This is a genomic window from Chitinophaga sp. 01L420, assembly GCF_056399985.1.
In genome coordinates, this window is record NZ_JBFTSK010000082.1 from 1 (window position 1) to 15,212 (window position 15,212).

At 46.9% G+C, this 15,212-nt stretch carries 3 protein-coding genes; all 3 read left to right on the forward strand.

All coding sequences use genetic code 11. From position 1 onward, the window contains the following. The coding region (locus AC1DP6_RS35360; RefSeq protein ID WP_477059116.1) for an amino acid adenylation domain-containing protein at positions 1-8,822 on the forward strand (8,822 nt) is incomplete at its 5' end. Continuing rightward, positions 8,819-14,998, forward strand: a complete 6,180-nt coding sequence (locus AC1DP6_RS35365) for an amino acid adenylation domain-containing protein (RefSeq protein WP_477059117.1) — start codon at positions 8,819-8,821, stop codon at positions 14,996-14,998. The genes AC1DP6_RS35360 and AC1DP6_RS35365, both read left to right, overlap by 4 nt. Before the next feature lie 25 nt (positions 14,999-15,023). After that, positions 15,024-15,212: TubC N-terminal docking domain-related protein (locus AC1DP6_RS35370; RefSeq protein WP_477059118.1), on the forward strand; the 189-nt coding region annotated here is incomplete at its 3' end.

Below are 15,212 nucleotides of genomic sequence, written 5' to 3' on the forward strand. Positions count from 1 at the left end.
TAAATGTACAGGTAGTCAATGATAACCTGGATATACAAGCGCCCAAAGGCGTACTTACATCCGAACTGCTGGATGAAATCCGGCAACATAAAGCCGGGTTGATCGGGTTTATAAAATCATACCAACAACACCGGAATAACTATAATGCCATACCGCTGGCACCGGTGCAGGATAGTTATCCGCTGTCCGCTTCCCAGCATATCCTGTGGGTGGTAAGTCAGTTTGAAGAAGGAAATGTGGCGTATAACATGTCCGGTGTGTATACATTCGAAGGACAGCTGGATAAACCCGCTTTTACCCGTTCTTTTGATACACTGCTGCAGCGTCACGAAAGTTTACGCACGGTATTCAAAGAAACTGAAGAAGGACTGAGGCAATTTGTGCTTTCACCCTCGGCCACTGGTTTCCAGGTACGTTATGAAAACTTGCAGGATAATCATAGCACCACGCTTGATACGCTGTTATTTAATTCCGCACATCAGCCGTTTGACCTGCAACACGGACCATTGCTCCGGGCAGAATTATACCAGGTGGGTACGCATAAATGGGTATTCAATTATGTGATGCACCATATTGTCAGCGATGGCTGGTCTATGGATGTACTGATCAGAGAACTTTTACAGTTATATAATGCCTTCATCAGCGGATCTGCGGACCCATTGCCACCATTAGAGATACAGTATAAGGATTATGCGGTGTGGCATCAGGAGCAGCTGAGTGGCACCACGTTGGAAACACACAAGGCTTACTGGCTGGAAATGTTCAGCGGGGAGCTACCTGTACTGGATCTGCCGGCAGATAAAGTGCGTCCGGCATTGAAAACATTTAATGGTGCTTCGCTGAGTACAAAAATAAACGCACAGATTACAGCCGGCATGCGGGCGCTTGTCCGCAAAGAAGATGTAACACTGTTCATGGGATTACTGGCAGCGGTAGAAGCTTTGTTATACCGTTATACAGGGCAGGAGGATATGGTGATCGGTACGCCGGTAGCAGGCAGGGAGCATGCAGACCTGGAAGATCAGATCGGATTTTATGTGAATACATTGGCATTAAGAAATCGTTTTAAAGGAAATGATAGTTTCCTTGAACTGTTGGAGAACGTCAAAAAAGTGACGTTGGCAGCCTATGAACATCAGATTTATCCATTTAGTGAACTGGTAGAAGCATTGCACCTGCAACGTGATATGAGCCGTAATCCGTTGTTTGATATACAGGTGATCCTGGGCCAGCATGCAGCCGATAGCGATATGCAGCAAACGTTGGGCGACCTGCGGATTAATCCTTATGAGGGCGGCAAACACCAGACCAGCCGATTTGATATGGTATTCAGTTTCGCGGAAGTGGCCGACGAATTACACCTGGATATTCAGTATAACAGTGATGTATATACGGAACAGTTGGTGACACAGTTATCTGTTCACCTGGAACAACTGTTACTATCCATTATCCGGACCCCTGAAAATTCGCTGAATGAGTTGCCAATGCTCACTGCTGCCGATAAACAGCAACAGCTCGTTACCTTCAACGGACCCATCGTTGAGTATGATAAAAGGATTACCATCCTGGACCTGTTTCAGCAGCAGGTGCGCCTGCACCCGGATGAAACAGCAGTGTTCTTTGATGGCATCAGCCAAACTTACCGGGAGCTGGATGAACAATCCACCCGGCTGGCACATTACCTGTTGCAAAATCATGAGGTAGCTCCTGATGAGCTGGTGGGTATACTACTGGACCGTTCAGAGAAAATGATTACAGGTATACTCGGCATTTTAAAAGCGGGAGGCGCTTACGTTCCGGTAGATCCTGAATATCCTGCTGCGCGGCGGTCTTATATCCTGAATGATACCAATATCCGGCTACTGCTCACGCAGACCGACTATATGTTTGATCTGGGAGATTATAACGGGGCCATTTTTGCAATGGATGTGCAGTTAGATACGCTGGAAGCGGTATCCTCGCCGTTGCCGGTCATCAGCCCAGACCAAGCAGTGTATGTGATTTATACTTCCGGTTCTACGGGTAATCCCAAAGGGGTAGTGATCAGGCATAACAATCTGCTGCATTCACTGGTGCCACGTTACCAGACTTATGGAACGCCGTCGTCCTTCCTGTTGCTGTCATCGTTTTCTTTCGACAGCTCTATAGCCGGCATCTTCGGTACGTTGTGTTATGGCGGCCGGTTATGTCTGACCCGAAAAACGGATGTAACGAATGTGCCCTTACTGGCGGAATACATCATTCGTCATGAGGTGAGTCATCTACTCACAGTGCCTTCCTATTACCAGTTGTTACTGCAGGAACTGGCTGGTAGCGCCAACAAACTGAAAGGAGTGATTGTGGCAGGAGAAACCTGTCCGGTTACGCTGGTAGAACAACATTATAAGATATTGCCGGAAACGTTGTTTTACAATGAATACGGCCCAACAGAAGGAACGGTATGGAGTAGTGTGCATCTTTATGAAAAGAACGAACCGTTTAAGCAAACGATAGGCAAACCAATTGCGAATACGGAAATTTATATTTTGGGCGAAGACCAGCAATTGCTGCCGCTTGGCGTGCCCGGAGAGTTGTGTATTGCTGGAGATGGTGTGGCGGCAGGTTATTTGAATCAGCCGGCGCTGACAGCAGAGAAATTTGTGCAGCATCCATTCCGGGATGGCGCACGGATGTATCGTACGGGCGATCTGGCCCGCTGGTTTTGGGATGGTACATTGGATTTCCTGGGTCGTAAAGATGACCAGGTAAAGATCCGTGGTTACCGGATAGAGCTTGGAGAAGTAGAACAGGCATTGCAACAATATGAAGGTATCCGCTTTGCGGTAGTGCTGGCATATCAGGGTACGCTGGTGGCCTATCTTGTAGGTGATGAAGGATTGAATGTATCATTGATACAAAATTACCTGGGTACCGTTTTACCGGCGTATGCCATTCCAGCAGATTATATACAGCTGGATGAATTGCCGCTGACACCCAACGGTAAAGTAGATAAGAAACGTTTACCAGCGCCGGGAGCGGGCAGCATGGATTCGGGAATAGCCTATGTAGCACCACGCAATACCACAGAAGAGCAATTGCTTGAGTTGTGGAAAGAGGTGCTGGGGAAGGACCGGATCAGTATAAAAGACAACTTCTTTGAATCCGGCGGACATAGCCTGGTGGCTATCCGGTTGGTTGGATTAATTCATAAAGCATTCGATGTAAAACTTGAACTGAAAGAATTATTCACGCATCCGGTACTGGAGCAACAGGCTGTACTGATAGCCGCTGCAACAGGCGTATCATTCGTCCATATTCCCGTTGCACAGGCGATGGTGGGTTATCCTCTTTCTTCCTCACAGCGCAGACTATGGTTGCTGGCACAAATGGAAGATGGTAACGTTGCTTATAACATGCCGGGAGTATATGTATTTGAGGGACACCTGAACAAAGACATCCTGGAGCTTTCCTTTCTGCAGTTGATCGCCCGTCATGAAATACTGCGTACTGTTTTCCGAAACCAGCAACAAATCATTCTTAACAGGGAAGAAGCCGGATTCAGTCTTCATTACAGCGATCAGCGTGCTACTCCCGCCCAGGCAGAAAAAGTAAAAGAACTGGTTGAACGTTCTTTTGTGCAGCCATTTGACCTGGCTGAAGGTCCGCTCCTGCGCGCAGGATTATACCAGTTGAGTGATCATAAATGGGTGTTCAGTTATGTAATGCATCACATCATCAGTGATGGGGTATCTATGGATATTCTCATCAGAGAATTGCTGACATATTATAACGCTGGCCTGGAAGGTAGTATCGCACCACTTGCTCCGTTAAGGATACAGTATAAGGATTATGCAGTATGGCAGCAGGAACAGTTGGCCGATGAGCATGGAACCGCTGACAGAGAATACTGGCGCAGTCAGTTCAGCGGCGAATTACCCTTGCTGGATCTCACGACAGATAAACCCAGACCAGCCATCAAGACCTATAACGGCGCCTTTGTAGAAAAACATATTAGCGCCGCCGCTGCCGGCAAACTCGGGGCACTCGCTGCGGAGCAGGGTGGTACTCTTTTTATGGGACTACTGGCACTGGTCAACGCGCTGTTGTACCGGTATACGGGTCAGGAAGATATCATTATTGGAAGCCCGGTTGCCGGAAGGCAACATGCTGATCTGGAAGAACAGATCGGGTTTTACGTGAATACGCTGGCATTGAGGACCCGCTTCAAAAAAGAGGATAATTTCCGCAGCCTTCTGGCAGAGATCCGGGAAATCACCATCCATGCCTACGAACATCAGTTATATCCTTTCGATGAACTGGCAGGCATGTTTAACCTGCAAAGGGATATGAGCCGGAATGTGCTGTTTGATGTGGGTATGATTTTACATCGCCATGATACTGCTTCCGAAGCCGCGCAACTGGCTGTAAAAGATCTGCAGGTAAGTGCTTACCATGATGGTGAATATCAGTTGGCATTATTTGATCTCACGTTCATCTTCACCGAAAAAGCGGATGGTATTACATTATCACTGCAGTATAACACCGATCTCTATTACGAAAGTACCGCCACACAATTGGCTACTCACCTGGTAGAACTGCTGAATGTGTTACTGGATGCAGAAGAGCAGCCACTGATGTTGACGGATTTTCTGCAGGTAGCAGAAAAACAGCAATTGGATAACTTCGGTGGTCATATTAACCCGGCTTCCGCAACGGACAATATCCTGGATCTTTTTGAAGAGCAGGCAGTGAAAAATTCAGATCGCATTGCACTGGTGTCTCAGGAGTTACGGTTGACATATCGGGAGCTGAATGAAAAGGCCAACCAGGTAGCGCATTACCTGCGTACTACGTACGGAATTACCGCCAATGACCTGGCAGGTATCCGGTTGGAGCGCAATGAATGGCTGATTATCGCTATTCTGGGCGTGTTGAAAGCTGGTGCGGCATATCTGCCCGTTGATCCTGACTATCCGGACGACAGGGTCGATTACATGTTGTCCGACAGCGCCGTGAAAGTACTGATCGATAACGTATGGCTGAATACGATCAGCAATGAGCTTGATCATCATCCTATACAGAATCCGGTAAGGGCTACCGCCGGAAATGACCTGGCCTATGTCATCTATACATCCGGCTCCACAGGTAAACCAAAGGGCGTACCTATCCGTCACAGTAATCTTTATAATTTCTTCCGGAATATTATCCGCGAGTATCCGGGTAATCAACCGGTGGTACAACCGTTTATTGCTTCCAGTGCTTTTGATATTTCCGTGTTCCAGTTGTTTACACCATTACTTACCGGCGGTACCGCCGTAATGGTGGATAAAGACCAGTTCCGTGATATCAGCAGGTTTACGGATATTTTGAAAACGGTTACCTATATCGATACGGTACCGGCCGTGTATAACCTGATTTGCGGATATATACAGGAGCAAGGTATTGCGGCTGATTTCAAACAGGTAGAGAGATTGTTTATCGGAGGAGATCTTATACCGGACAGCCTCTTGTTAAAATTATCCGACATCTTCTGTCATGCAGTGATTACGGTCACTTACGGCCCTACAGAAGCCACTATATTCTGTACACAGTTATCCTATGCGCCAGGCACTATTCATTCCGCTACAAAAGGTACGGTGATTGGCCGGCCGCTGAGTGGAACACATATCAGCATCGTCAATGAACAAGGGCAGTTGTGCCCGGTAGGTGTCACGGGCGAGATTTGTATCAGCGGTAATGGACTATCAGGTAGCTATCTCAATAATGAAAAACTAACGGCAGAAAAATATAACGTGGGCCTTTCAGGACAGCTGCTGTATAAAACGGGTGACCTGGGCCGTTGGCTGCCGGATGGCACCATTGGATTCATGGGCAGGAATGATACACAGGTGAAAATAAGAGGATTCAGAATTGAACTCGGTGAAATTGAAAAACAACTGGAGGATCATCCGGATCTGAGCCGGGCGGTTGTCATCGCAAAGAAAGATGATAGTGGGCAATCCCAGTTGATTGCCTATATAGAGAAAAGAAAAAGAGTGCTGCTGACGCCTTCCACGTCTGAGTTTTTTGTATATGATGACCTGCTGTATTTTGCACTCACCACCAACCAGAAAAGAAACGGACATTATATCAGGAGCTTTAACCGTCATCTGAAAGGTAAAGTAGTACTGGATTTGGGGACAGGAGCGGATGCCATATTATCCCGCTTTTGTATTGATGCCGGCGCGAAAAAAGTGTATGCCGTAGAGATCCTGAAAGAAACCTATGATAAAGCGCAGAAACGGATACGTGATTTAGGTTTGGAAGATCGCATCACCCTGATCCATGGAAATATTATGGAGATTGAGCTGCCGGAAAAAGTAGACTATTGTGTATCTGAGATCRTGGGTTCAATAGGAGGGTCAGAGGGCGCAGCCAAATTGATTAATGCCACCAGGAGATTCCTGAAAGATCCTGCCAATATGCTGCCGGTAAGGAGCCTGACGAAAATAGCCGCAGCACACCTGCCGGATGATATGCATGATTTCACTTTTGATGAAATAGGCAGGCATTATATGAACCGGATCTTTGATGAAGTAGGTTACCGATTTGATGTGAGAATGTCGGTAGAACATTTCCCTGTGGAAAATGTGATCAGTAACCATCAGCCATTTGAAGACCTTGATTTTACCAAAGAAGTTAAATTGGAAGACACCCATCCTGTGAGGTTTGAATTTACCAGGGATGCGGTAGTGAATGGTTTTATCGTTTGGTTGAACCTATATGTGGATGAAGACGAAGTAATGGATACGCTGAGTGAAAGATATAATTGGCTGCCCGTTTACCTGCCTGTTTTCTATAATGAAACACGGGTATCCAAAGGAGATTATATCGAAGGATTTATTGAGCGGAAGCTGGCAGAAAATGGTTTAAATCCGGACTTTATCATCACCGGTACTTTGTTCCGGAAAGGAGAAGCGCCGTTACCATTCAGTTTTACCTCCGCCAACCAGGGAAAAGAATATCGCAGCAATCCTTTCTACGACAAATTGTTTGAAAATGATGAACTGCGTTTAACGGAAGATATCACGGAAAGCGGCATGCGGGCCTACCTGGAAAATACATTGCCGGGTTATATGATACCGTCCAGGTTTGTACAGGTAGAGCAGTTGCCATTAACATCAAACGGTAAAGTAGACCGCAGAAATCTGCCCGATCCGGTAAAACTTGCAGGAGAGGAAAATGACAACTACCTGGCGCCGCAAACACCGATTGAACAGCTATTAACAGAGATATATGAAGATGTGCTGAAAAAGCAGCGTATCGGTGTTAAGGATAATTATTTTTCCCTTGGAGGGGACTCTATCAAATCAATCCAGATTGTATCCCGTTTAAAACAGCGGGGTTTTGAACTATCTATACAGGATGTATTGCTATATCCACAGATAGCAGAAGTAGCTTTGTATGTAAACAGCCAAAGCCGTAGTATCAGTCAGGAAACCCAGACAGGTATTGTTCCTTTAGGCCCTGTACAACTTTCTTTCTTTGAGCAAACAATCCCGCAACGCCACCATTTTAACCAGTCGGTGCTGCTGAAGAGTGATACAGAGATATCTGCAGAAGGACTACAGCAAGCCATTGACAAATTGCTCCTGCATCACGATGCATTGAGAATGGTATTTAATAACACCGCGGATGGATGGGTACAGGAGAATAAAGGAGAGGAGCAAAAATGCAGATTGGAAGTGATCACTACACACGATGAAGCCACCTTCCTGCAAGAGAGTACAAGCATACAGACTTCCATTAATCTGGCGGAAGGTCCCCTCTTCAAAGCGGCGTTGTTTAACGGCGCAGAAGGTACACGGGTATTACTGGTGATTCATCACCTCGTTATAGATACGGTGTCGTGGAGAATACTGCTGGAGGACCTTGCAACGCTTTATCAGCAATATCATAGCGGTGAACCGTTACAGCTGCCGCTAAAAACAGATGCATTCGGTTACTGGCAGCAGAAACTCCGGGAATACGCAGCATCGGCGGTATTGCTGGAAGAACAGCCATACTGGGACGCAATAGCCACCGCAGATGTGCCGCCTTTACCAACAGCATATGCAGGGACCAATCTGCTGTGCGATGTGGCGGTGTCATCTTTTTCCCTGGATGAAACATTGACAGAAACCCTGCTGACAAACTGTTACCGCGCATACCGCACAGATGTAAATGATATTCTGACCGGCGCTTTTAGTATAGCCGTGTCCGATGTATTCGGACTGGATAAGGTATTGATTCAGCTGGAAGGTCATGGCAGAGAGCATATCGGACCGGATGTTGATATCAGCCGCACAGTGGGATGGTTCACCACCGTATATCCGGTGCTGTTTGATATGCGCTACCAGGACGATATCGTTCGGCAGGTAATAGAAGTGAAAGAAAGTTTACATAGGATTCCTAATAAAGGAATTGGTTATGGTGTATTGCGCTACCTGTCGGGAATAGACTATAAGATTACCCCGCAGATATCTTTCAATTACCTCGGTGATATGGGGGCTGTTGGCGGCACCGGTGTATTCCATTTTTCAGGTGATGATAAAGGAGCTGACATGGCCGCAGATACCAGCAGAGATATGCTGCTGGAGGTAACAGGGATGGTGCTGGAAGGTAAGATGCACTTAAGTATCAGTTATAGTGATAAACAGTATGAGAAGGAAACGATAGCGCAGGTGACAGATGCATTCCGGGAAAAGTTAGTGCAACTCATTGGTATTTTTTCTGAGGAAAATACGGAGCACCTGACACCTGTAGACCTTACCTGGCAGGGACTTAGTTTTGAACAACTGAACCAGTTAAACAAAACCTTATGAAAATAGAAGATGTATATCCTTTAAGCCCTTTACAGGAAGGCATGTATTATCACTGGGCACGGGAAGGCGCATCCTACGTGGAACAGATGTGTTTTCAGTTGCAGGGAGCGGTGAATGTAACCGCATTGGAGAACAGTTACCGGTTACTGGTTAAACGTCATGCTATTCTGCGGACAAGTTTTACGCAGGATTATGGGGAGGAACTGTTGCAGGTGGTGAAAAAAGAAGTGCCCTCTTCCTTTTTTTATAAAGAAGTCAGCAGCATAGCAGGTTTTGATATCAAAGCATTTAAGCAGGAAGACCGCGAACAGGGATTTGATCTGCATAAGGATTCCCAGATGCGATTAACGGTGTTGCATACCGGCAATGATGTACATGATTTTATATGGACTCAGCATCATATCCTGATGGATGGCTGGTGTATCGGTATTCTCATCAATGAATTTTTCCAGTTGTACTATGCACAGCTGGAGGGCAGAACACCATTACTCAGTAAAGCATATCCTTATGCGGGCTATATCAAGTGGCTGATGAAGAAAGATAAGGAGGAAGCCCTCGATTACTGGCGGCAGTATTTGTCCGGATATGACGGACTGGCAACGATACCCGGGCGACAGAAAGATACAGTGGAATATACGCCGCGTAAGATGTTGTTTTCACTGGATAAACAAGTCAGTGATCATATCAGGCAATTATGCAGCGAAGCAGGCGTCACAGAAAATATATTTATACAGGCAGTATGGGGACTGTTGTTGTGCCGGTACAACAACGCCGATGATGTAGTGTTTGGTGCCGTAGTATCCGGCAGGCCACCAGAGGTACCGGGAGTGGAAAGTATAGTGGGGTTGTTTATCAACACCGTTCCGGTGCGTGTGCAGATAGACCGGCAGACTACCGGCAGGGAGTTGCTGAAAGGAGTACAGCAGGCGTTTATCGGCGGTACAGAACATCACTATACACAGTTGGCACGCATCCAGGCGGAAAGTGGCGCCGGCAGGGAATTGCTGGATCATATCCTCGTGTTTGAGAATTACCCGGTGGAGGACATGGTAGCATCTCAGATGAAACAACAGGGGGCACTGACATTGTTATCTTCGGAAGTATCTGAACGAACCAATTATGATTTTTCTATAGTAGTAGCGCCGGGCGAAAGCTTCATGATGAAACTGGCCTATAACGCTGACGTATATACTGAACAACAGGTGAACAGTGTCAGACAACATTTTACGCAGCTTATCGGCGCGCTGGTATCCGCACCTGATAACGCCGTGGATACCTTGTCTTTCATCAGTGAAGAAGAAAAAAGATCTTTACTTGAATTTTCATTTTCAGATACACATCATTCATCCGATACCACTATTACCGCTTTATTTGAAGCGCAGGCGTTACGATCACCTGAGCAGGTGGCGGTAGTAGCAGGAAAGACTTCACTTACCTATGCTGCATTGCAACAGCAGGCGAGACAGTTGGCAGCTTGTTTGAGAAAGGAGTATTTCGTACAACCCGGCGACGTGGTTGCCATAAGATTGGAGAGAAATGAAAAATTACTGATTGCCATATTAGGGATACTGATGGCCGGTGGCGCGTATGTTCCGGTAGATCCGGAGTATCCACAGGAACGTGTGGAGCATATGCTGTCGGACAGTCATTGCAAACTGGCAATAGACCAGCAGTGGTACGATCAATATAATGAACGCAAAATTGCTTACGAAGGGATCACCGTGCCGGTTGTAAATCAGCCATCAGATCTTGCTTATGTGATCTATACTTCCGGTTCAACAGGCAAGCCCAAAGGAGTAATGATCACGCATCAGTCACTCGTAGATTATGCAAATGGGCTGCTGGCAGCCACCAATATTGGTGATTGTAAAAGTTTTGGACTTGTTTCCACGATTGCTGCCGACCTGGGGAATACCGTGTTGTATCCATCTTTGTTGACCGGAGGAACCTTACATCTTTTTACAGCAGCGGAGGCGATGAGCCCCGAAAGTATGCAGCACGTGCAGATAGATTGTCTGAAGATAGTGCCCTCTCATTGGAAACTGTTACTGCTGTTGCCTGCAAAATGCMTGATCTTCGGAGGTGAACAACTGACGGGTGATGTGATCCGCACAGTGACACAACTGGGCGGAAGTTGCCAGATTTATAACCATTACGGCCCTTCGGAAACAACCATCGGCAAATTGATTAAGCCGGTATCTTTCGCGGAAGACAAAGGTAATCTCGCATTGGGAAAACCATTTTGTCAGGGAGCAGTATATATTCTTGATAAGAAGCAGCAACTGGTTCCCGTTGGTGTTGAAGGAGAGATCTGTATCAGCGGAACAGGTGTGGCAACCGGATACCTGCATCAGCCGGAGCTGACCGCTACCCGGTTTATGGCTGATCCGTACCGGCCTGGAGAAAACATGTACCGTACCGGTGATCTCGGTGTGAGACAACCGGATGGTAATATCCTGTTTGCAGGAAGAGTGGATGACCAGGTAAAAATCCGTGGTTACCGTATAGAGTTGGGTGAGATAGAAAAAACATTGTTGGATTACGCCGGTATGCAGCATGCGGCTGTTGTTGTCAGAACTGCAGAAAACGGTGAGCGGGAGTTAGTGGCATGGGTAGTGAATGATGAAGTATTACAGGCGGCGGCCCTACGTGCATTTCTCCTGCGTTCTTTGCCGGAGTATATGATCCCCGTTACATTTATACAAACCGATAAATTGCCGGTTACCCTGAACGGAAAGCTGGACAGAAAAGCCCTTGCGGCCAGCAAAGAGGAAGGTGTTGGCAGCGGTTTTACTTATGTGGCGCCCCGTAATCCTACCGAAGAAAAACTGGTCATGATATGGGAGAAGATACTCAACAAAACGGATGTTGGGGTATTACATGACTTCTTTGCGCTGGGTGGACACAGTTTGAAACTGATCCGGTTGTCCAGCGAGATACACCGGGAGTTTAATGTGAGACCCTCATTGAAAGATCTTTATGCACATCCGGTAGTAGAGCAGCAGGCATTACTGATCCGGCAGGCAGCAGGCAATGGTTTTGTTGCCATTCCGGCTGCACCCGTACAGGAAAGTTATGTGTTGTCTTCTTCTCAGCGCAGGATGTGGATGCTCAGTCAGTTTGAGACCTCGAATATTGCCTATAACATGCCCGGCGTTTTTGTATTCACCGGCAAGCTGGATACGGTAGCACTGGATTATATATTTGCGCTGCTGGTAAACAGGCATGAAATATTGCGTACCGTATTCCACGAAGATGAAACAGGAGAAATCAGGCAGTTCATTTTACCGGATATCCGTTTCGGGATCAGCAGCGAAGACCTTCGCCTGCAGCCGGAAAGTGTTTTACAGGAACGTATACAGGATACTTCGTTAACTCCTTTTGATCTTTCCGAAGGCCCTTTGTTAAGAGCAGGATTGTACCAGATAGAAGAAGAGAAATGGATATTCACTTTTGCGATGCATCACATTATCAGTGATGGCTGGTCTGTTGAAGTGCTTGTACGTGAACTGATGCAATTCTATCACGCCTTTGTCAATGGCAGCGCTAACCCGTTACCACCATTGCAGATCCAGTATAAAGACTATGCCGTATGGCAGCAAAACCTGTTGAATGCGCCTGGCTTTAAACAACATGCAGCTTACTGGCAGGAACAGTTCTCCGGCGAATTGCCGGTGCTGCAATTAACGACGGATAAGATCCGTCCTGCCGTGAAGACCTATAATGGAGGAGTGATTAAAAAACATTTTTCTATTAAAGACCTGAAAACCTTTTGCCAGGAGCAGGGAGCCACCCTGTTCATGGGGTTGCTGGCAACAGTGAACGCCCTGTTATACCGTTATACAGGTCAGAACGATATCATTATCGGCAGTCCCGTTGCCGGCCGTGAACACGCCGATCTGGAAGATCAGATCGGGTTTTACGTAAACACCCTGGCGTTAAGAACACGGATGAATGTTGCCGCCGGATTTACGACTTTATTGCAGCATATCAAACAGCTCACACTGGATGCTTATGATAACCAGATTTATCCTTTTGATGAATTGGTAGACGCGCTGCAACTGCACAGGGATGTAAGCCGCAGTCCATTATTTGATGTGGTGCTGGTGGTAAAACATCCGGCTGTTTCTTCTCCGGTACAAGGAGAATTGCAGTTGAGCACCTATCCTGCCGATGATGCTTCTCCGGCAAAATTTGACCTGTTGTTTGATTTTACAGAAGAAGGAGAGGAAGTGATCTTAAGTCTTTCTTATAACAGCGATCTTTTTTACGCCGCAACAGTAGAACGTTTGGCAGATCACCTGCTATCTATATTGTCGGCTGGGTTAGCCGCTCCAGATGAACCGCTGTCTACGCTCTCTTATCTGAGCACGGCAGAACAGCAGCAATTACTGACAACATTTAATGATACGCAGGTACCATATCCTTCTCACAGCACTATCCATGAGCTATTTGAGGCACAGGTGAAAGCTACACCGGATCGTATTGCATTACATTTTGAAGAGCAAATGCTTTCCTATCAGCAGTTGAATGAACGCGCCAACCAGGTAGCACATTATCTGCATGAACAATATCATCTTCAGCCAGATGAACTGGTAGGGTTGCAGGTGGAAAGAAGTGAATGGCTGCTGATCGCTATTCTGGGCATCCTGAAGGCCGGCGCGGCTTATGTGCCACTGGATATGGATTATCCGAAGGAAAGACTCAGTCATATGCTGGCCGACAGCAACTGCAAATTATTGCTGGATGAATCATGGCTGCAATCGCATAAGGAAGAAATATCCGCACAGCCACAAACGGATCTTTCCGGCAGGGTATCTGCAGATAGCCTGGCTTATGTGATGTACACCTCCGGGTCTACAGGTGTTCCCAAAGGTGTGATGGTTTGCCACCGGAGTGTGGTACGGCTGGTACGCCCGGGCAGTTTTGCAACGCTGGACGGCAGTGAAATATTATTATCTACCGGAGCGGTATCCTTTGATGCCACTACGTTTGAATACTGGGGCATGTTACTGAATGGTGGCAGCCTGGTGCTGAGYMGCCGGGAAGTATTACTGGATACGCARCAGYTGGGCRAATTRATCCGGGCCAARGCMGTGAACATGATGTGGTTTACAGCCGGTTGGCTGAATCAACTGGTGGAAGAAGACATCTATCTCTTTGGTGGTTTGAAGACAATACTGGCAGGAGGCGATAAATTATCAGCAGACCATATCCGGTTGTTGCAGCAGCTGTACCCGGATGTACGGATTATTAACGGTTACGGCCCAACGGAGAACACCACTTTCTCGCTGACGTATGAGATACCGGTAAACGGAGATATCCTCATTGGTCGCCCTATCAATAACAGCACAGCTTATATCCTGGACAGTGCCCGGCAGCTGGTGCCGGTAGGAGTGGAGGGAGAGATCTGCGTAGGAGGAGATGGACTGGGCCGTGGCTATCTCAATAATCCAGTGCTGACGGCAGAGAAATTTATTCCACATCCATTCCTGAGCGGAGAGCGGTTGTATCGCACCGGAGATCTCGGGCGGTTGCTTCCGGACGGAAATATTGTATTTGTGGGTCGTTTGGATGCACAGGTAAAGATCCGTGGGTACCGGATAGAGCCCGGAGAGATAGAGCATCTTCTGCAACAACACGAAGGCATAGACGGAGCGATTGTACTGGCCAGATCCACTGGCGGTCAGGATAAAGAACTGGTGGCGTATCTCACCGGAGCATTGATCCCTGAAGTGAGTGTGTTGCGTGATTACCTGAAACAATATCTGCCGGATTATATGTTGCCGGCGTATTACGTGCCGCTGGTATCTTTCCCTTTAACGGCCAATGGCAAGGTAGACCGCCGCTTATTACCGGATACAGGAAATGCGGTAGCCACTACTGTCTATGTAGCTCCGCGAAATGAAACAGAAGAAAAACTGGTAGCTATCTGGGAAGAAATCCTGGGGAGGTCACCAATCGGTATACAGGACAACTTTTTTGAATTGGGTGGACATAGTCTGAAAGTAACAAAAATGGCCGGTCAGGTACGAAAACAATTTGATGTGAGTATCAGCCTGCGGACCGTTTTCATTCACCCAACCATTGAAGGTATTGCGGGGGAAATTGAGAAGATATATTGGGCCAATAACGAGCTCCTGGAGCTGGATGACGTAGAAAAGATCACTATATAATCATAAACCAAGATCTAATTTTTTTATGATAGCAGATTTGTTTGCAAAACTGAAAGCACTTAAAATAAATGTACAGGTAGTCAATGATAACCTGGATATACAAGCGCCCAAAGGCGTACTTACATCCGAACTGCTGGATGAAATCCGGCAACATAAAGCCGGGTTGATCGGGTTTATAAAATCATACCAACAACACCGGAATAACTATAATGCC